Below are 18,200 nucleotides of genomic sequence, written 5' to 3'. Positions count from 1 at the left end.
CATGAATCGACTGCACCCACTCAGCGCGGTCATGTACGCCCTGCAGTATGCGTTCATCTGGCTCTGGATTCCGATGGTCGCCGTCATCGGTCTCGCAGCGGTCTTCGATCCGATCAGCGGTGGCTGGACGGTCGTTGCCGCGCCGTTCGGATTTCTGATTGGAAGCGCCTACGGCATCGCGTACTACTACCGCTTTGGCTATGAGATCACCGAGGATACCGTCGATGTGGCATCCGGTGTGTTCGCCCGCCGCGACCGAGAAATCCCGTACGGCCGGATTCAGAACGTTGATATCCGCCAGGGCGTCATTCAGCGCCTGCTTAGCCTCGCAATCGTCTCGATTGAAACGGCCGGTGGCGGCCAGAGCGAAGCGGCGCTCAATTTCGTCAGCGAGGCAGAAGCGAACCGCCTCCAATCAGAAATCCGCCAGCGCACCGCCGAGGTGAAAGAACGCCGCCAGCAACGCCGTCGCGACGAAGCCGCGGCCAACTCCCACTCGGCTGCTGTCGACCGTGACAGTGACCTCGACGGTGCCGACCAACAGCGACCGGACGTGGCCGAGCCAGAGACACAGACTGGCGAACCCACACCCGGCCTGGGCCCCGACGAAATCGGCCCGGAACGACCCCCACACATGCGTCAGGCGGACCCGACGGCCGACGCCGAGTCGACAGCGCCTCACCCGAGCCAGCGCCGACAGGGACTGTTCGACCTCGAGGCGAAAGAGCTCCTGTTGTACTCGTTTACGTCGTTCCGTCCCGCTGCCGCTGCTGGTCTTCTGTTCATTTTCTTCTTTGCGACGGATACCGTGCTCAACCTGTTCGTCACCCTCGCACAACCCTTCGGCGGGCCAGCCGATCTCGAGGGTGGAAACGCCGGGAGCTACGGAATCCTCACGATCATCTCGGGGTTCATCAGCGTCCTGATCGCCTACGTACTCAGCGTTGCCTACACGTTTGCGACCTACTATGACTTCGAACTCGGGCGCGTTGGCGAGGACTTCGTCTACGAACGCGGGCTGCTCCAGCGCTACAGCGGCTCGATTCCATCCGAAAAAGTCCAGTCGATTACGGTCACCGACAACCCGCTACAGCGCCAGATCGAATACGCCGGCCTGTGGGTCGAAACGGCCGGCTACGGTCCCGACAGCAACGGCGGCAGTCAGTCTGCCGTCCCGCTGGCCCAGCGCGGGCGCGTCTATCGATTCACCGAGAACCTCACCGGCGTCGAGACACCGAAATTCAGCAGTCCGCCGACAGTCGCACGGCGACGGTACCTTGTGCGCTACTCGCTCGTTGCCGCCGTGATCGTCGCGCTCGCGTTTGGACTCTCCACTGTGACAGCATTCGAACAGTGGTATCTCGCCGCCGTTGTGTTCGTTGCCGTCCCGCCAGCCGCTCACCTTCGGTACGTCAACATCGGCTACTTCGTCGGCGACGACCACCTCGTCGTCCGCAGCGGCTTCTGGCGACGCCGAACGACCGTCATTCCCTACTACCGCATTCAGACCGTCAACACGCGCCGGTCGATCTTCCAGCGCCGACTTGGGCTCGCTTCGCTCGTCGTCGACACTGCAAGTTCTCAGTCGTTCGTCTGGTCCTCGACGACCATCTACGACATCGACCTCGAGGACGCCCGCGACATTCACCAGATGAGCCGAAAACGCTTGCAATCTGCCCTGCGCGAGCGAGCCGAGAGCGACGACCTCGGCCTCTCCGTCGACTTTACCTGATCCTGTTGTGCCGTTGGTTTCGGTGCCTTTTACCTGACCGGCCGACTCTCTTAGCGTATGGGAGATGACGATTACCGACTCGAGGAGGACAGCCTCGGTGAGATGCAGGTACCGAAAGACGCCTACTGGGGCGCACAGACCCAGCGCGCCATCCAGAACTTCCCTATCTCGGGAATCTCGTTCAGCCGGCGATTCATCCGCGCGCTCGGTGTCGTCAAGAAGGCCGCCGCACAGGCAAACCGCGACCTCGATCTCGTCGAGGACGACGTCGCCGACGCCATCATCGAGGCCGCAGACGAGGTCATTGCGGGCGAACACGACGAGCAGTTCCCCGTTGACGTGTTCCAGACCGGCTCCGGCACCTCCTCGAACATGAACGCAAACGAGGTCATCGCCAACCGCGCCGCCGAGCTCATGGGCGCAGAGATCGGTGACCGCGTCGTCCACCCGAACGACCACGTCAACTACGGCCAGTCGAGCAACGACGTCATCCCGACCGCGATGCACGTCGCCTCGCTCGAGGCCGTCGAAAAAGACGTCATTCCAGCACTCGATACGCTTCGTGAAGCGCTCGAGGCGAAAGAAGAGGAGTTTGACGATGTTGTCAAAACGGGCCGCACGCACCTGCAGGACGCGACGCCTGTAACCCTCGGCCAGGAGTTTAGCGGCTACCGCACGCAGGTCGAGAAGGGACTTTCGCGCGTCGATAAGGTTCGCGAACACCTCGCCGAACTCGCCCTCGGTGGCACCGCGACCGGCACGGGCCTGAACACCCACGAGGAGTTCCCCGGCCGCGCTGCCGAGTACATCACCAAAGAGACCGGCGTCCAGTTCCGCGAAGCGGACAACCACTTCGAGGCCCAGGCCGCCCACGACGCCATGTCCGAAGCCCACGGCGCGCTCCGCGTCGTCGCCGGCTCGCTCAACAAGATCGCAAACGATCTGCGTCTGCTGGCCTCCGGCCCACGGAACGGTCTCGGCGAGGTCGAACAGCCAGAGAACCAGCCAGGTTCGTCGATCATGCCCGGCAAGATCAACCCGGTCGTCGCCGAAGCCGTCAATCAGGTCCACAAGCAGGTCGTCGGCAACGACGCCGCCGTCTCCGCCGGTGCTGCTGAAGGACAGATCGATCTCAACCTCTACAAACCCGTCCTCGCACACAACTTCCTCGAGTCCGCTGAACTCATCTCGAACTCGGGTCAGGTCTTCGCCGAGCGCTTCGTCGACCCGCTCGAGGCCAACGACGAGTTCTGTGCGAATCAGGTCGAACAGTCGATGGCGATGGCAACCTCGCTGAACGTCCACATCGGCTACGACAAAGCGAGCGAGGTCGCCAAAACGGCACTCAAAGAGGACAAAACGGTTCGTGAGGTCGTCCTCGAGAAGGGCTACCTCGACGAAGCGGAAGCCGACGAAGTGCTCGATCCACGGAAGATGGCCCAGCGGGGCATTCTGGGTCAGGACGACTAACGCACTCCGCTCGATTCTTTCAGCGTCTCGAGTTGCTTCGATCCACCTCGTTGTCTGATCTACCAGCGGACCGATCACTCGAGTTTCAGTACACACGAGTGCTGACTTCTCTTTCTTTCCAGGATGTTCGATCCAAATCGACACCCTGGAGCCGAATCGAACCAGAATCCGCCGGAATAAACGAATCCAAGCAGTTTTGACGAACGCTCGCGTCAGACGAAATATGCACACCTGTCGCAACTGCAATCAGTCGTTCCAGACCGAACTTGCACTCGAGTTACACCGAGATACCTGTCAGAAGGGGCAACTTTTCTGCCAGGTCTGTGGCGAGCGATTCAGTGAGGGCGAGGCAACACAGGATGGGTGGCACTACGAGTGTCCGACCGACGACTGTGATGGGGACGGACTGAAAGACGACCTTTATCGCGTCGAAGACGTCCGAACTGCAACGCACTGAGTGTCGCGCTGAACACTTCTCGAGACTGTTGCGATGGGGGCTGTGGTCTGGGGCGAGGCCACCTGCTGTGTTGTCGTCTGCGATTTCTCGATAGGGTCAGTATCACTCTCGCTGACTGTCCTTGAGACACTCATTTAGGTATAGCGAAATATGATTTATCTGGGCCGTCTCGAGCACAATTTCTTCTCAAAATATGTGTTAACAACTCGCATGATTTGCTCGTTCAACCCACGATCTGTCCGGCAGATCGATCCCAGTACTGGCCGCTACGGTCGTTGACAGCGGTTCATCGTCACGAACAGCTATTGTATGCATTGTCCGTCAGTGGACACCTGATCCCACGATGGGCGCGAGGTTCGGGGTGAGTATGCTTGGAGCGAGCGCGGTTCGGAACGGGTACGCGGTTCGGAACGAACGGAGTGAGTGAGAGCCGCGGATTAGCGAACGGGGAGGAACGACCCGTGAGCCGCGAAGTGAGTGAGAACCGCGGCAAAGCAAATAGTGCGAGACCGGGGTCTCGCATACCATGCAAACGGCGCTTTGCGCCGTGAGCAGACGAAGAGGCACGATCCACGACCGAACGAAGGAATGATAACCGCAAATTAGCGAATACCGCGGGATCAAAGATCTCGTGACCTATGCGAACGGGTACAGAGTACCCGTGGATGAACTGTACACCCTGTGTGCCCAGAGTTGCAGTTACTACTATAGCCATCATGTCGCGAGTGCCTCCGGCAGTACGCTCGAGTCCTGGACTCTCGTTGTTCCCAGTCTGATCTCGACGCTTTCGGTTACTCTCCCCATCCGTGAAGCTGTGGAAACACCGATTCGGGAGCAAAACTCGAGTGTACATCGACACTGAGCGGGTCCGCTCGCTTTTCGCCCCCACAGACCTGGCCTCATGCCGCTGCTCGCAACACCATTCTCCAGTGCGGTCACAGAACACTCCGCTGTGTTCCCGATGACCGCTCGTCTGAGCTGCTGTGTTCTCGCTACTGAGCTCGTACTGGTGACTCAATTCGTGTCTGTTCCTTGAGTCCGTTGCAACAGTTCTCCCCCTGTACTTCAACCCGGATTCGGTACACACGATTAACGCTGTAAAAATCAGTGGTTGTTCGACGACGGCCGACTCTTCGCTCGCCGATTTTGAACTCAAACTTGAATTCAGATAGGACTGAGAGTTATTCTGAATCCGATCTGGAACACACTCATTTATCCGATTTGAAACACGTCTCTCAGAAATCAAAAACTCCGCATTTCTCCCTCAAATTTGATCCGTCTGGCTACTATTGTTCCTCCTTTCTATAACCTTATTCTAACTAATATAAACAAGAAATAAATTTATCTGAAACCCTGTTTCACCACCGCGACCCCTAGGGTCTAGGCGCGCAAAATACCCTTCTAAATTGTATCTCTGGAACAACTAGTCTGGAAATCTTGTATTATTAATTGTGTTTGACTCTCGAGAAATGTCGGTACGTTGTTTGGTACCACAGAGCGCTATCGAGTTTTTCTAGCTATCTACTGGATCGTGTTCAGTCCCAATGAAGTGTGTCCATTGTTCTCACCACTCGTGAATGCACTTGTTATATTCCTCTATAGCACTATATTCTGTCTATTTTTGGCACTCTTTTTGAATCTAAATCCCCACCAACCCGCAATACAAATGGCTACATTCGAAAATAAGGGCATTTATCTCCGAGAATGGGCCAGATTGAAGTGGGTCCCCTGAGTGGTGCCGGCTATGGCAGCCGACGACCGAGTCGCCGTGAAAACCTATGTGCCACGGTACCAAAAAGAGGCCTGGCAGGACCACGCCGACGACCTCGAGATGAGTCAAAGCGAGTTCGTTCGGACGATGGTCCAGTCCGGTCGAAGTACGTTCGAAGTGCCCTCGAGTGGGGATGGGGAAACACCCCCGAACGAGGGTGGGGAAACCGACCAGTCGGAGGGGTTCGGCGACCGCATTCTCGAGGTGCTTCAGCGCGAAGGTGTCAAGAATTGGGACGAACTCGTCGACGCCTTGATCGACGATGTTGAGGACGATCTCGATGCCGAACTGCAGCGTTTACAGGACGAAAATCTGGTTCGCTATAGCGGCCGCGATGGCGGCTACGTGGTGACTGAGAATGAGTGAGGGCCAACACGTAGACACCATCGAGTACTTCCTGCAGGATATCGAGCACCACGGCCGGAACGAACGCACTGCAGCGGCCTATCGTCGGGTCCTCTCGGAGTACGAGACGTTCCTCCAGGAACGATTCGATACGACGCCGCCAGCGGCCAGCTATCGCGATTGTATGGCCTGGATCCATGAGATGCGGTCGACCCACTCCGAAAGCACTGTGGCGACGTATGCGTCGTATCTCAACCGCTTCTACAGCTACCTCGAGCGGGTTGGCCACGCCGAGGAGAACCCGATGACGGTCGTCTTAGAGGAGATGAACGAAACTATCGAGTCGAATCCGACGCGGCGAGATATCACGCTCGCAGAGATGCGTGCGTTCGTCGCTGACGTTCGCCATCCGCTACACCGGGCGATCATCGTCCTCTTGCTGAAGACCGGGCTCAGGGCGGGCGAACTCTGTAATCTCGATCTGATCGACTGTCACCTCGCACACGGGGCCAAGGACTGGCAGCCACGGGCGCACATCGCCGGCCGGCCGGATTCACTGTTCATTTCGACCGAACACACCTATGGTGAGGAATCGGGCGGCGAGCAGCGGACTGCATCGAACAAGCGAAAACGTGAGACGGTGATCCCAATCGACGAGGAGGTCAAACGAGCGCTGGTGCAGTGGCTCGCGATCCGCCCTGATACGCCCTCGAACCCTGGGGGTCAGACGCCGGAACCACTGTTCGTCGGGACGGCCGACAACTGGGGGGAGCGACTCACGCCGAAAATCGTCCATCACGTCGTGACCTCCTACGCAGCGGATCGCGGCTGGTACCGAACTGGTGGCGGGGCAGCTGAGAATGTAACGCCCCACTATTTCCGGCACTTCTTCACGACGCACTTGCGGGATCGAACTGGAGACCGGGGTATCGTCCAGTACCTCCGGGGCGATGTCGCTAGCGACGTGATCGACACGTACACTCACAACTGGGGTAATCGCGTCCGAGATACCTATCTCGAGCACATCTATACGATCTCTGGCTAGCGAGTCTCGCGTAAGACCGTCACTCGAGTGGTGTTCGTGGCTCGTCTGAGATACTCATATTGCCAATATCTGTTCTACAATTCCCATTGGAAATTAGTATTCTACCCTCAAAGCACGTTCGATACCGACCACATGAAGTCTATATCGCTATATGGAAAATGAAGATCTGACTCGCAACAGTTCACGTCAAATACGAGTATATTGGGCGCCTTGAGTCCGCTCTCACTGATTCGTCGAGATAACGTCACTCGAGCGAGGCAAGCAGCGACACAACAGCACAGAAAATCAGCAACGGATATCGCCTTAGACGGCTTCGGCGCGAGCGCTCACCGCATCGAAAATGTGTGGGACGAAGCCTTCGGCGAGCGGCGACAGTTCGTACACTCGCTGTCCGCCCTCGCGGAATTTACCGACGAGTCCGGCATCCTCGAGCGTGTTGAGGTGGTGATACAGATCGTTTTGGCGCCGTTCGAGCAAGTCGGCGAGTTCGCCACTTTGGAGTTGGCCCTCTTCGGCGAGTAGATAGAGGATGGTAAAGCGCGTGGGTTCGCCCATCGCACCGAGTCGATCCGCTTCCCGCTCGAGGTCAAGCGTGTTCTCGAGGAGGTTCGCTTTGATGCGTTCTTGGGCCACGGAGTGGTCGGTTGGCTGGATTTCGCGTTCGCTCATACACGAGAGTACACACTCGAGTGACTTAGACTTAATCATCGTTAAGACGAATGTTCGACACGAGATTTACTATTCAGCAGTTTGGATTGTGAAGCAATGAGTACACTCACGGAGTACGATGGCACGCCGGTCGAGACGATTATCGCTCGGTCGATTCCGGATGCGGATCCGGACGATACGTTCGTGTTTCTTATGGGGCCGTATCGGCTGCTCGATCCGTCGTATCTGTATCCTGACGATGGCTATCCGTTGCCGCCGGATCCGCTCGCACCGCAGGCCGGTGCTGGCGCACCCGATGCAATCGAGGCGACGTTGCGGACGATCTGTGAGCGCGTATCGGACGAAACGGGGACAACGGCGTTCATCGCGAGCGATGTCGACATTCCGACCAGACGGGAAGCCGAGCGCGAACAACTCCCGGAGTCGGGGATGGCCGTTATCGATCAGTCCGTCGCGTTCGCGACCGCGAGTGCGGGAAACGCCTTCGTCTTCACGAAAGCCGGGCTCACGACTGGGGCCGGTGCGGAAGCGGGTGCAATTCCCGAACACTTTCGCCTTCGTGACCCCGAAACGCGACGCCGTGACCCACGAACGTTCTGTCTCTTCGCGGAGGCGACCAAAACACACGGCGAGAACGGCCCCGTCTACGAACCACGATTCAGCAGCGCTTCGATTGACGAAATGGACGATGCCTACGACCTTCGCTTTCGATATTTCGCCGACCGCGAGGAATTAGTCGAACGGTTGGTTGATTTCGTCGAGTCGTACGTTGTGCCACTTGCTCGGTGAACTTATTCGACGGCGAGTTCGGTCTCGAGGTCGCCACCGTTTAGCAGCGAACGAACGGCATCGACGGAGTCGGTTGTCTCGGAACTGTTCTCGAGGAGGATGGTTTCGCTTGGGAACAGTTGCTCGCCGAGCAGGAGACCGTGTTCGCGGGCGGTCGACCCGGTGACGGTCAGATAGACACCGAGGCCGGCGTCAGCGATTGCAGCTTCTTCCTCGCGGTGGGCCACTGGATACTGAAAGTTGACGCCGTCGAGTGTCCGGGTGCCGAGGACGGCCTGGACGAGTCGTTCATATCGCGGTTCGATACAAAGTGGCCCCTCGTAGGTCTCGAGGAAGTCACGGTCGAGGTGTTCGGATGGCGGTGCGACCTCGGGCGTCGCCATCAGTGTGTGGTAGACGGTATCGCCGAGCCCCGTAATAACGCGAACGTCCGTATCGGCAGGATCGATTCGTTCGTTAATCGCTTCGATTCGGTCAAGTGGCTCCGGCCGGAGTTGGACGACTTCCTCGAGGATGAGGTCGGCGCTGTCGAAGCCCAGTGCGAACTCGTGGGTTCGAAGCGCACGGAACGGTTCCTCTCGGCCGATGAGTTGAATCTCGCCGTCAGAGTCGATGGCGTCGACATCCTCGAGCGGGAGCGTGACGCTGTCGAAGACGATTCGGCGCGGTTTGCCGGCGCGGTCGTCCCGCAAGAGGGTGTATTCGGGGGCGGTCGGATCGTCGACGGAACTGTAGTCGGCGAGACGATGGTAGACGTTTGGCTCATCGGGTTCGAGTGAGCCTTTCGTGAGTGCCTTTTCGTGGCGAAGCGTCGAAGAAATTTCGTCCGCGAGGTCTGGCTGGCCGAGTCGTCGTGCCAGTCGATCAAGTACTGACTCGAGCGGTCGGCCTTTTCGCGGGACTGCAATCGGAATCGTCTCGCCCATCGACCCAGACTCCGCCGGCGACGGATAAACGAGTTGTGTTTTCCGCTATTTACACGCTCAGACAAAACTCAGTACAGATGTCCGACCCTCGGGCGGTCGAACCTTCGAGACTCGTGTTGTCCGGCAGTATTACTCGCCGCCGTCTGCAAACATCGAGCCGAGTTGGTCACGCCACTCTTGTATGTCGGTGACGTCTTCCTGTAGCGACTCGAGATCGGATTCGACGTCCTCGACGTGGTCGGAAACGTCGTCCACGTCGTTTTCGACGGCCTCAAGGTCGCCGGTGAGGTCGTCGACATCCGTTTCGAGTGTCTCCGTGGTGTCTGCGACGTCGTCGATATCAGATTCGAGGTCGTCAACGTCGTCGACGAGTGCAACGACATCGCTGTCGACAGTTTCGACGTGTTCGTCGACGGCAGCCACATCGTCTGCAACCGTTTCGACATCGTCTTCGACGGCTTCGACATGTTCGTCGACGGCAGCCACATCGTCTGCAACCGTTTCGACGTCCTCTTCGACGGCCTCGACGTGTTCGTCGACGGCGTCCACGTCGGATTCGATGGTTTCGACGTCGTCCGTGACTGCCTCGAGGCCGCCCTCGAGATCGGCTGTCTGAGCCTCGAGTGACTCGACGCCCTCGGGAAGATCCGAGAGTCCGGAGAGTTCCTCCTCGAGGTCGGTCGTCCACTCGGTGAGGGTGTCGAGTTCGCTTCCGAAGTCGTCGAGGCGGGTTTCGGTCCCGCCGAGTCGGTTATCTATCGACGCGACGTCAGCCTGCAGGGCAGAGAGATCGGATTTGACCTCGTCGATGAGCTGTTTGCCGGTGCCGTGTTCGTTGAGGAACTGCTCGAGGGCGTCAGTGTAGGCGGCAACCGCTTCGATGCGGCTCTGGAGGTGGTCGAGTCGGGCGATTTCAGCAGTATCGAGTTCGGCTCCAAGCTCGGACTGGAGCACCTCGAGGTCGCGCTCGTCGACGGTGCCGGCACGCAGTTCGGTGGCAAGTGCGGCAGCGACAGCGTCGGTGTCGTCAGTGACGGCACCCGCAGTAGCTGTCTCAGGGGCTGTGTCTGTTGTTGGTTTCTCTTCTTCTTGTGCGACCGGGGTGTCGGCGATGACGTCGACACCGTCATCAGTGCCAGACGCATCGTCAGCGCCGTCGCTGGTAGGTGCATCGTCAGCGCTGGCAGGCATCTCGACAGCGTCGTCCTCGGCAGAAACAGCGTCTTCCTCGTCGTCAGCCTCGAGAGGCTCGTCGCTCTCGTCTGTGACTGGCTCGAGGTCGTCGGCAGCTGGTTCCTCGGCGTCTAGGTCTTCATCGACAGCTGCGAGGGCATCCTCGTCGTCCTCGAGTGGTGTCTCATCTGCGTCAGATTCGAGATCGTCGTCAGTCTCGCCGTCCTCAAGATCGAGTGTCTCCTCGTCATTGCTCTCGTCGTCGACACTTGCTGCCGCATCCTCGAGGTTGAGATCGAGTTCTGGTTCGTCACCGTCGTCGTCGCCATCCTCGAGATCAACCTCGAGTTCGAGGTCGTCGTCGGTCTCGAGGTCGTCTTCCTCGTCCTCGGCGACGGGTTCGGGGTCTGGAATTTCGTCTTCTTCGAAGCCGAGGTCGATGTCCGGCGTGTCGTCGTCGACGTCATCGTCGGCCTCGAGATCCGGTTCGGTATCGACGTCACTGAGATCGAGGTCGAGTCCGCCATCGTCGCCGTTGTCCTCGGCGTCAGTATCGGCATCGTCTGTCACCGATTCCGAATCATCAGGAGCCGGCTCTTCGACGTCGACTGCAGCGTCGGCTGCTGTCTCCTCGGCAGCCGACTGTTCGTCGCTGTCGGGGGTGGACTCGGCGTCGTCGGCGTCTGCCGTGTCGCTTTCGTCGGCAGCATCGTCGAGTCCAGGAACGGTACTCGAGTCGCCCGAGATCATTTCTCGGACGGCCTGATTCCGGTCTTCGGACACAATGCTGTCGATAACGGCGTCGTCGATTTCGTCACCCTCGGTTGTGGGTTCGTCGTCGGCACTGACCTCGACAACCGTTGGCTCGGTGAGAAATGCCTCGGCGGTGCGCTCGTCGTCGATGCGAATACCGTACACCGTCACAAGTTCCGCACCGGCCTCGAGCGTGCCGGTGAATTCGACGTGGTTGTCCTGGAATGCGGTCCAGTCGTCGCTGTGATAGTCGGGGTGGAAGCCGACTTTGTCCATTGGGAACGATTCAGGGATATCCTCGGAGAGTCGAAACGTAACCTGTGTGTCTCGCTCGGATTCAATCGCGAAGCGGATCGCAGGCACGGGGAACTCATCCGCCGTAAACGTCTTCCGGACGGTTAGCCCGTCGGCGTTGACCTCGATCACTTCGTCCGTATCGGCGGTACTGCTCATGCGGGCAACGTTGCCCCACCATTGTTATAAATGATACGGAAGAATATCAAATTTAGGTCATGTACGCATCTAGAGATCGACGCGATCACCGATCTCGGCGAGTTCGAGTCGGCGCGGGAACTCGAAACTCTTGGCGTGATGGTGCAGGATTTTCGGGTCCGAGGTCATGCCCTTCCACATATCCCAGTGACTTGGGAGGAGCCGGTCGAGTTGGAGGTCGTTTGTCGCCTCGATGATCTGGTTTTCGTCGCTGTACCAGCGGGTTCGCGTTGGCTCGCCGGTGTCTGAATCGGGGACGCGGCCGACCGTTCCGAACGCGAGGATGCCCAGATCGATATCGTACTCCTCGCCGATGCGGGCGAACTCGTCGCTCGGCTTCGTATCGCCGCCATGGAAGATGGTTCCGCTCTCGTGTTCGATCACGTAGCTAACCGGATGCGTCGAGTCGGGATCGTGGGCTGCTTCGACGTGAATCGTAAACTCGCCGATCTCGAGGGTGTCGCCTTCGGCGACTTCGCTGAACTGGTCGTCGTTGATATCCCACTCGTCGGTCCAGCCTTCTTCGTCCGTTACCGCGAGGCTGTCGTCTGCCCCGTAGAACGTTGTGCCCGTGTTCTCGAGGATCGGTGCCTGGCTCGGCCCATCGACGTGGTCCGTGTGTTCGTGCGTGGCGAGGACGGCGTCGGCCTCGCTGACATCGGTGGGATCGAACGGAACCGGGATCATTCGGACCGTCCGTGGCGGATTGCCAAGGCTCAGATAGGGATCAATATAGATCGTCGTTCCTGCACTACCTTTGAGGATAAAGCCGTTGCAGCCGAGATACCAGATACCGACGCTTTCCGGTGTTGCGTTTTCGACGTCGCGAACAAGCCAGTCTCCCCAGTCGCTTTCGACCATACGTGATGATAGACCAACGGCTGCGTAAATGTTGCTGTCGAGTTCGCAGTTCGAGCGACGGCGAGCGGTGAGAATAGTGCGGGTGTAGAGCGACAAACACGACCTACAGCGGGACTTCCGACTGGAGAGCTGCACACTCTCCGGTCATACCCTCGTCATCGGACTCGAACCAGGAGACACACTGTGCGGCGGTATCCGCGGCGATGACTTGTCCCGACTCGGTTTCATACTTGATCAGGTCGGCGTCGGCAAGCAGTGGCAGGTGGACGTGGACCAGTGATGTCCGAATGCTGTCGACCGCTGCTGTCGTGTCGTCGGCCGACGGCTCGCGTTGTGCAACGACTCGAGCGAGTGCGTCGACCGACACCGTGTCGCTCTGATTGGCTAGGGCGGCGAGGACCGTCCGCCGTCGCTCGTCGGCGAGTGCGCTGAACACTGTCTCGAGATCTGCATTCGAGGGATGGTCGTCGCCAGCCCGAATGGTGTCGAGAGTCGCGTCTGGCAGTGCGTCGGTTGCGACGAGCATGCCGTTTTCGTCGTCGAGAACGTCTGCGTCTTTCAGGGCAGGGAGGAGTCGGTGCTGACAGTCAATGCGTGCACGTTGGTGTTCGTCATCTGTGACTTCGGCAAGCGGTTTGTCATTTGTTACTGCAGCGATCTCATATGCAAGATCACCAGGTGTGATCCCGGTCGGGGAGCGGTCGGCGACGAGCCGAAGTACTTCACGACGGGACTCGTCTGCGAGCAACTTGAAGAGCTTCTCTTGGGAGGGCGTCGTTCGTCCGCCGACATCTGCATTACTCATCACTTACTGGTCGGGACCGTTTGGGCAAAAGAACTGTTCCAAATCAATTTGGAGTAAGTGGTGTTTTACTACCATACACGTGAAATTCTCGAGAATATACGTAACGTTCTGTGAATAGTTTATTCGTATTTCGCTACTGGTTCGAATTTGTGTACTGCTGTCGTAGCGGATTGGAGATCACTCTCTACTCGCGTTTTGCTTTCACTAACGACGATAGCCGTGAACAGCGCTCGAAAAGCGTTTGTGACTACCAGGTCCCGTGGAACGTATCGAAGGAGAGGTCCTCGAGTGGCTTGTTCCCGACGGCGATTTCGTACTCGCCGGGGGTGAGCATCGGCTTGTGGAAGCGCGGCCCGTCATCGGTCGTGATTCGCGGACAGCCGGTGTTGACGAACGCGTCCATATCGAAGTTCAGGAGGCGGTCAGGGGTGACCTCGTCCATCGTGATGAGGTAGGCATTGTCGTTGTTCTCGAGAATCTCCTGGGCTTGGTCCCAGCGACCCTGGCCGATTTTCGTACAGAAGATGACGCCCCACTTCTCGGCGTCCATCGCGCGATGAACTGCGCCGTAGCGCTGTTTCAGGAATTTTTCGGTGTCGGCGACGGTGACGACGTTGTTGACTGGATCGGCGATGACGACGTGTTTGTCGGGGTGTTCCATTGCCAGCCCGAGCGGGTGGAACTTCCCGCCACCGACGTACAACACTTGGTCCGCGGGCACGTCCGCGCTCGCGTAGTTACACCCGAGTACCTGTCCCTCGTGGGTCAGTCGGTCGTCGCCACGGCGGCTGTGGACCTCATAGCCGCGTTCCTCGAGGAATTCGGTCATCTCCTCGTAGAGGTTCATGTGCTGGGCCGTCGTCACGAGGCCGACGTCTTCCGTTTCATCGGGGTCATCAAGCGTCTCGAGGGCGTCTTCCATGATCGGCGTGACCTCGACGTTCGAGAACAGCGGCACGTAGATGACCTTGTCCGTGTTCTTCATTGGCGAGTGGCCGAAGTGCACGAACACGTCGGTGCGTTTCATCAGATAGGTGTCGAGGTCGCAGGCACCGTAACAGGGCTGCCCCGAGAGCATGAACGTGACGTCGTCGTCAGTCAACTTGCGCAGGTCGTCTGCCACTTTCGGGCCGCGGCGTTTGAGTCCCTCGGGGAACTGCAGGCCGACTTTCTCGGCGTCTCGCTCCTCGATGGCGTCGATAATTTGCTCGAGTTCGTAGTCCCACTCGCGGTCGTGTTTCAGCTGCATTCCGGTGTTTCGGAGGTCTCCCTCGGTATACTCCGTCTCCTGGCTCATTGACCGTGATAACGGCCACGGACGTATAACGGCGGCGCTTTTCGAAAATCAGTTGACGGACTCGTAGCCGGCAGGTGAGGAATTGGGTTTCGCCGATTCCACCCTCCCTCGCTTCGACCCAACAGTCATAGTACTGGAGTGTAAACGGGGAGCTAATGTCAGCGGAACAGTCCTCAGACGGATATCTCTTCGACCTCTATCGCCGGTATATCGGTGAACCGGAGAATCGGACTGACGTGTACGTCGGATTCGGCCTCTTTCTCGGCGGGGTTGGGTTGGCGGTCGTCGCACTGATTCTCTTCCTCTGGAGCAGCACGTTCAGTCGCGCAGATTCGGCCTACTTTACCTGGGTTGAACCCGCCTACGCGCTCGGGATGCTCTCACTGCCGGCGATGATTCTCGGGCTCGTCGTCTTGTTGCCCTCGAGTAAGAAGGCACTCGGCGTCTCGACGGCGGGCGCGGTCATCACGGTTGGCGCGACAGTGGGTTTCGTGATTGCCTATCCAGACAGCTGGAACTTCATGGGCGAGACGGACTACACGGTCGAGGTTACCGCAACGTACGCCGTTGGTCTGGCCGGGTTGACTGCCTCGACAGGCGCGGCGTTAATCGCTCACTACCTCGACATGGCTCGAGAGGCAGATCGGGTTATGGTCGGTGATGACGATGAACCTGATGAGTCGTACACCGACGAGGAAATCCAGAGCGACATCGACGCCGCGATGGAAGACGTCGAACTCTCCTGGGGTGGCGTCCAGAAAACTGAGCACAAGCGCCTGAGTTTCTCCGAAAACGAGTTCGACGAGGTCGACGTTGACAGCGTCGGCACGACGACCACCCGCTCCTCGGGCGTCGACGCACAGGTCGCCGGCCTCAAGGGACTCAAAGGCGGCGACACGAAGACGACCACCTCGAGTGCGACGGTCGACGATCAGACACAGAAACTGAAAGAGCTTCGTGAGCAACAGCGTGCTGAGGAGTTGGCGACGGACGACGGCGGAATTGGTGACTCGGTGACGGGTATACTAGCGTCCTTGCGGAACCGTCTGCGGCGCAATTAATCACTTATAAATTGACGTAAATACTATATTTTTCTGTATTTTCACAAAATGAAATCAATGCACATAGATTTATAATCCGTCAGCCGCCTTGGGCAACTATGGCTAAAGGCCTAGACGTTGGGACGATGAACATCCTGTCTGCACAGCAGGATGGATCCGACACGGTTTTCGTGCAACAGCGTAACTCCTTCGTGGAAATTGAGTACTCGGATATGGCCGAGCAGATGCTCTCGCGAAGTGAAGTGCTTCACATTCGCAAAGATGATAAGGTCTACGTCGTCGGTGACGACGCCCTGAACTTTGCGAACATTTTCAACAAGGAAACCCGGCGCCCGATGAAACACGGGATCCTGTCGAACGACGAACAAAGCGCGATTCCGATGATGAAACTCATCATCGAACAGGTCGTCGGCGAGCCGGCCTATCCTGACGAGAAACTGTATTTCTCGTCCCCTGCCGATCCAATTGACTCCGATCTCTCGACGCTGTATCACCAGAAGACGATTGAGTCCTTCCTCGACGACATGGGCTACGATTCCGAGCCGATCAACGAGGGGATGTCCGTCATCTACTCCGAACTCGCGGACAACAACTTCACCGGCCTCGGAATTTCGTTCGGTGCTGGCATGACGAACGTCTGTCTGTCCTACTACGCAGTTCCCGTCATGAAGTTCTCCGTCGCCCGCGGTGGCGACTGGGTCGACGAGCAGGCCGCCCGCGCAACAGGCACGCCCGTCGACAAGGTCACCTCGATCAAAGAGGACGACTTCGAACTCGACTTCACCACCGACGTCGGTGGCGTCGAAGGTGCACTCTCGATTTACTACGAGAACCTGCTTGACTACGTTATCGAGAACATCGTCTCGGAAGTCGACGAGGAAGACGTCGAGGAAGGCCTCGACGTCCCTGTCGTCGTCACCGGCGGGACCTCGAGTCCAAGCGGCTTCGAGGATCTGTTCCGTGACCACCTGAACGAAGCGAACATTCCGTTCTCGATCAGTGGCGTGACCCACGCCGACGAACCGCTCTACAGCGTCGCCCGTGGTGGCCTCGTCGCCGCCCGCTCCGATGAGGATGTCGACGTTGAGGAAGAAGACGCCGACGCAGCCGCTGCTGAGTAACGACACGCAGCAAGCACCAATTTTGGTGTTCTCTCTCGAGAAACTACCACACAAGAGCGACTGCGTTCTCGAGACCGAGTACGCAACTAGCTTTACTGTTCGTAGAACCGATTGAGAGCGTCCCGCCAGGATTCGGGTGTGTCGGGGACGCGGTCGTGGTCGACCGGGATGTCCGCAAACTCACAGTGGGGACAGGTTACGGTCGATACGTCACCGAGGGAGAGTTCCTCGAGCGAGCCCTGACACCGGGGACACTCGTCCATAGAATGCCTTCGAACGGCCTGTCCTTAACTCTATGCGAAGTTGTCACGAAACTGGTGGGGCAGAGACTGCCAACTTCACCCATCGGGTATTACTACTGTGCATCTACAAAACTTTTTGTATGCAGGATGTGTATACTCTCTGTATGAGCCTGACCTCGTCTGCCGACCACGAATCACCACTCGAGGGGTGTCGACCAGTGGATGTCACCCCGGTAACACTCGAGGCGCGTGCCCTCGAGTCGACGGCCCCGTCGTATCTGCGAGAGTTGAAACGCGACTTTGCCGACGACGGTCTCGCACCGACTGAACTCACCATCGACGCCTGTTTTGACGAAACGTGTTCGCTCGCGACGCAGGACGAAATCGACCGGATTCGTGGCTACGTTCGTGCCGGTTCGTTCCTCGGCGTCGGGTCCGTGACTGTCACCATCGACGACGTTGCCGAGGCCGAGACAGTCGAACCTGCACTCGAGGCCTGTGCCGAACGCGCTGATCGCGAGGGGATCGTTTTCGATCTCGAGGGGCCTATGACGCTCGAGCGCTACCACTAGGGTATGTCGCTGTCTCGTCGCTCGCTTGCTCGGGAACTCGAGTCAGTCGCTGATTTTGCTGATCCCTCGCCCGACCTCGAGCAGTATCTCACGCCGCCCGAAATTGCCGCCCACGTCTGTCATCTGGCTGCACTCGAGGGCGACTGCTCGCGGCCGGTCGTCGACCTCGGGACTGGAACGGGGATGCTCGCGATTGGGGCCGCACTTGCTGGTGCCGAGCGCGTGGTCGGAGTCGATATCGATTCGGATGCGCTGGCTACCGCGCGGAAGAACGCGACTCGAGTCGACGCTGCGGACATTGAGTGGGTTCGCGGTGACGGGACGTCCCCGCCGCTCGCACTCGAGAACGCAACTGTGCTTTCGAATCCGCCCTTCGGCGCACAACGCGGGAATCGACACGCAGATCGGGACTTTCTCGAGGCTGCAGCCGAAATTGGGACGGTTTCATATACGATCCACAACGAGGGCAGTCAGGAGTTCGTCGAGTCGTTCGCCGCGGACGAAGGCGGCGAGGTGACCCACGCGTTCAGGGCCGAGTTTCCGATTGCGCACCGGTTTGAGTTTCACTCCGAAGCGGAGTCGACGCTGCAGGCGGAAGTGTTCCGGATCAAGTGGTAAG

Annotated in this window: 17 protein-coding genes; 10 read left to right on the top strand and 7 right to left on the bottom strand. The window is 58.6% G+C overall.

What is annotated here, in order from left to right; genetic code table 11:
• Nucleotide 1: 1 nt before the first annotated feature.
• The 5 genes from B2G88_RS05995 (at nt 2) to B2G88_RS05975 (ending at nt 6,820) form a co-directional block, all read left to right on the top strand.
• Nucleotides 2-1,732 carry a PH domain-containing protein gene (locus tag B2G88_RS05995; protein WP_054863287.1) on the top strand — a complete coding sequence of 577 codons (1,731 nt, stop codon included), beginning with the start codon at nt 2-4 and terminating at the stop codon, nt 1,730-1,732.
• Between the two features lie 57 nt (nt 1,733-1,789).
• On the top strand, nt 1,790-3,202 hold the full coding sequence (locus tag B2G88_RS05990; RefSeq protein WP_087714240.1) for a class II fumarate hydratase: 1,413 nt from the start codon (nt 1,790-1,792) through the stop codon (nt 3,200-3,202).
• A 223-nt stretch (nt 3,203-3,425) separates the two neighbouring features.
• Nucleotides 3,426-3,659: an HVO_2901 family zinc finger protein gene (locus tag B2G88_RS05985; RefSeq protein WP_054863288.1), complete on the top strand. Its 234-nt coding sequence runs from the start codon at nt 3,426-3,428 to the stop codon at nt 3,657-3,659.
• Between the two features lie 1,744 nt (nt 3,660-5,403).
• Complete coding sequence (locus B2G88_RS05980) at nt 5,404-5,796, top strand: DUF5805 domain-containing protein (RefSeq protein ID WP_054863289.1); 393 nt, start codon at nt 5,404-5,406, stop codon at nt 5,794-5,796.
• On the top strand, nt 5,789-6,820 hold the full coding sequence (locus B2G88_RS05975; protein WP_087714239.1) for a tyrosine-type recombinase/integrase: 1,032 nt from the start codon (nt 5,789-5,791) through the stop codon (nt 6,818-6,820). The genes B2G88_RS05980 and B2G88_RS05975 overlap by 8 nt, the downstream gene beginning before the upstream one ends.
• A gap of 303 nt (nt 6,821-7,123) precedes the next feature.
• On the opposite strand, the gene B2G88_RS05970 is transcribed toward B2G88_RS05975, so the two are convergent.
• Nucleotides 7,124-7,489 (bottom strand): ArsR/SmtB family transcription factor, encoded by a 366-nt coding sequence (locus B2G88_RS05970; protein ID WP_087714238.1) that lies wholly within the window; start codon nt 7,487-7,489, stop codon nt 7,124-7,126.
• 96 nt (nt 7,490-7,585) lie between these two features.
• Between B2G88_RS05970 and B2G88_RS05965 the strand changes: the two genes are divergently transcribed.
• The gene (locus B2G88_RS05965; RefSeq protein WP_054863290.1) at nt 7,586-8,278 is read left to right on the top strand and encodes a DUF7509 family protein; all 693 of its coding nucleotides are present in this window, start codon (nt 7,586-7,588) and stop codon (nt 8,276-8,278) included.
• 2 nt (nt 8,279-8,280) lie between these two features.
• On the opposite strand, the gene B2G88_RS05960 is transcribed toward B2G88_RS05965, so the two are convergent.
• From B2G88_RS05960 to dph2, 5 genes are all read right to left on the bottom strand, one after another.
• Nucleotides 8,281-9,204 carry a hypothetical protein gene (locus tag B2G88_RS05960; RefSeq protein WP_054863291.1) on the bottom strand — a complete coding sequence of 308 codons (924 nt, stop codon included), beginning with the start codon at nt 9,202-9,204 and terminating at the stop codon, nt 8,281-8,283.
• A 129-nt stretch (nt 9,205-9,333) separates the two neighbouring features.
• A complete protein-coding gene (locus B2G88_RS05955; protein ID WP_087714237.1) occupies nt 9,334-11,583 on the bottom strand; it encodes an AAA family ATPase in 2,250 nt (749 codons plus the stop codon).
• A 69-nt stretch (nt 11,584-11,652) separates the two neighbouring features.
• Nucleotides 11,653-12,483, bottom strand: a complete 831-nt coding sequence (locus B2G88_RS05950; RefSeq protein ID WP_054863293.1) for an MBL fold metallo-hydrolase — start codon at nt 12,481-12,483, stop codon at nt 11,653-11,655.
• Nucleotides 12,484-12,586: 103 nt separating this feature from the next.
• Nucleotides 12,587-13,288, bottom strand: a complete 702-nt coding sequence (locus tag B2G88_RS05945; protein WP_087714236.1) for a DUF7344 domain-containing protein — start codon at nt 13,286-13,288, stop codon at nt 12,587-12,589.
• A gap of 247 nt (nt 13,289-13,535) precedes the next feature.
• Nucleotides 13,536-14,585 (bottom strand): diphthamide biosynthesis enzyme Dph2, encoded by a 1,050-nt coding sequence (gene dph2 / locus B2G88_RS05940; protein WP_087714235.1) that lies wholly within the window; start codon nt 14,583-14,585, stop codon nt 13,536-13,538.
• Between the two features lie 155 nt (nt 14,586-14,740).
• Here dph2 and B2G88_RS05935 point away from each other — a divergent pair, with 155 nt between their 5' ends.
• Entirely contained in the window at nt 14,741-15,646 is a 906-nt protein-coding gene (locus B2G88_RS05935) for a DUF7139 domain-containing protein (protein WP_087714234.1), read from the top strand.
• A 98-nt stretch (nt 15,647-15,744) separates the two neighbouring features.
• On the top strand, nt 15,745-16,767 hold the full coding sequence (locus B2G88_RS05930) for a disk-shape morphogenesis protein volactin (RefSeq protein ID WP_087714233.1): 1,023 nt from the start codon (nt 15,745-15,747) through the stop codon (nt 16,765-16,767).
• A 92-nt stretch (nt 16,768-16,859) separates the two neighbouring features.
• On the opposite strand, the gene B2G88_RS05925 is transcribed toward B2G88_RS05930, so the two are convergent.
• The gene (locus B2G88_RS05925) at nt 16,860-17,030 is read right to left on the bottom strand and encodes a zf-TFIIB domain-containing protein (RefSeq protein ID WP_087714232.1); all 171 of its coding nucleotides are present in this window, start codon (nt 17,028-17,030) and stop codon (nt 16,860-16,862) included.
• 143 nt (nt 17,031-17,173) lie between these two features.
• Between B2G88_RS05925 and B2G88_RS05920 the strand changes: the two genes are divergently transcribed.
• Nucleotides 17,174-17,581, top strand: coding sequence for a hypothetical protein (locus B2G88_RS05920; RefSeq protein WP_087714231.1), 408 nt, complete (start codon nt 17,174-17,176; stop codon nt 17,579-17,581).
• Nucleotides 17,582-17,584: 3 nt separating this feature from the next.
• Nucleotides 17,585-18,199, top strand: a complete 615-nt coding sequence (locus tag B2G88_RS05915) for an METTL5 family protein (protein WP_054863294.1) — start codon at nt 17,585-17,587, stop codon at nt 18,197-18,199.
• Nucleotide 18,200 lies beyond the last annotated feature (1 nt).

The sequence above is a fragment of the Natronolimnobius baerhuensis genome, assembly GCF_002177135.1.
GTDB lineage: Archaea > Halobacteriota > Halobacteria > Halobacteriales > Natrialbaceae > Natronolimnobius > Natronolimnobius baerhuensis.
Note: the sequence above shows the minus strand (reverse complement) of the source record. Positions and strands in the feature narration are given on the sequence as shown.

Excerpts from the sequence above, each read along its gene's own strand:
- B2G88_RS05920 (WP_087714231.1), top strand. The coding sequence starts at position 17,174 with ATGAGCCTGACCTCGTCTGCCGACCACGAATCACCACTCGAGGGGTGT.
- B2G88_RS05990 (WP_087714240.1), top strand. The coding sequence starts at position 1,790 with ATGGGAGATGACGATTACCGACTCGAGGAGGACAGCCTCGGTGAGATG.
- B2G88_RS05980 (WP_054863289.1), top strand. The coding sequence starts at position 5,404 with ATGGCAGCCGACGACCGAGTCGCCGTGAAAACCTATGTGCCACGGTAC.
- B2G88_RS05945 (WP_087714236.1), bottom strand. The coding sequence starts at position 13,288 with ATGAGTAATGCAGATGTCGGCGGACGAACGACGCCCTCCCAAGAGAAG.
- B2G88_RS05995 (WP_054863287.1), top strand. The coding sequence starts at position 2 with ATGAATCGACTGCACCCACTCAGCGCGGTCATGTACGCCCTGCAGTAT.
- B2G88_RS05930 (WP_087714233.1), top strand. The coding sequence starts at position 15,745 with ATGGCTAAAGGCCTAGACGTTGGGACGATGAACATCCTGTCTGCACAG.
- B2G88_RS05950 (WP_054863293.1), bottom strand. The coding sequence starts at position 12,483 with ATGGTCGAAAGCGACTGGGGAGACTGGCTTGTTCGCGACGTCGAAAAC.
- B2G88_RS05970 (WP_087714238.1), bottom strand. The coding sequence starts at position 7,489 with ATGAGCGAACGCGAAATCCAGCCAACCGACCACTCCGTGGCCCAAGAA.
- B2G88_RS05975 (WP_087714239.1), top strand. The coding sequence starts at position 5,789 with ATGAGTGAGGGCCAACACGTAGACACCATCGAGTACTTCCTGCAGGAT.
- B2G88_RS05915 (WP_054863294.1), top strand. The coding sequence starts at position 17,585 with ATGTCGCTGTCTCGTCGCTCGCTTGCTCGGGAACTCGAGTCAGTCGCT.
- B2G88_RS05955 (WP_087714237.1), bottom strand. The coding sequence starts at position 11,583 with ATGAGCAGTACCGCCGATACGGACGAAGTGATCGAGGTCAACGCCGAC.
- B2G88_RS05965 (WP_054863290.1), top strand. The coding sequence starts at position 7,586 with ATGAGTACACTCACGGAGTACGATGGCACGCCGGTCGAGACGATTATC.
- B2G88_RS05925 (WP_087714232.1), bottom strand. The coding sequence starts at position 17,030 with ATGGACGAGTGTCCCCGGTGTCAGGGCTCGCTCGAGGAACTCTCCCTC.
- B2G88_RS05960 (WP_054863291.1), bottom strand. The coding sequence starts at position 9,204 with ATGGGCGAGACGATTCCGATTGCAGTCCCGCGAAAAGGCCGACCGCTC.
- B2G88_RS05985 (WP_054863288.1), top strand. The coding sequence starts at position 3,426 with ATGCACACCTGTCGCAACTGCAATCAGTCGTTCCAGACCGAACTTGCA.
- B2G88_RS05935 (WP_087714234.1), top strand. The coding sequence starts at position 14,741 with ATGTCAGCGGAACAGTCCTCAGACGGATATCTCTTCGACCTCTATCGC.
- dph2 (WP_087714235.1), bottom strand. The coding sequence starts at position 14,585 with ATGAGCCAGGAGACGGAGTATACCGAGGGAGACCTCCGAAACACCGGA.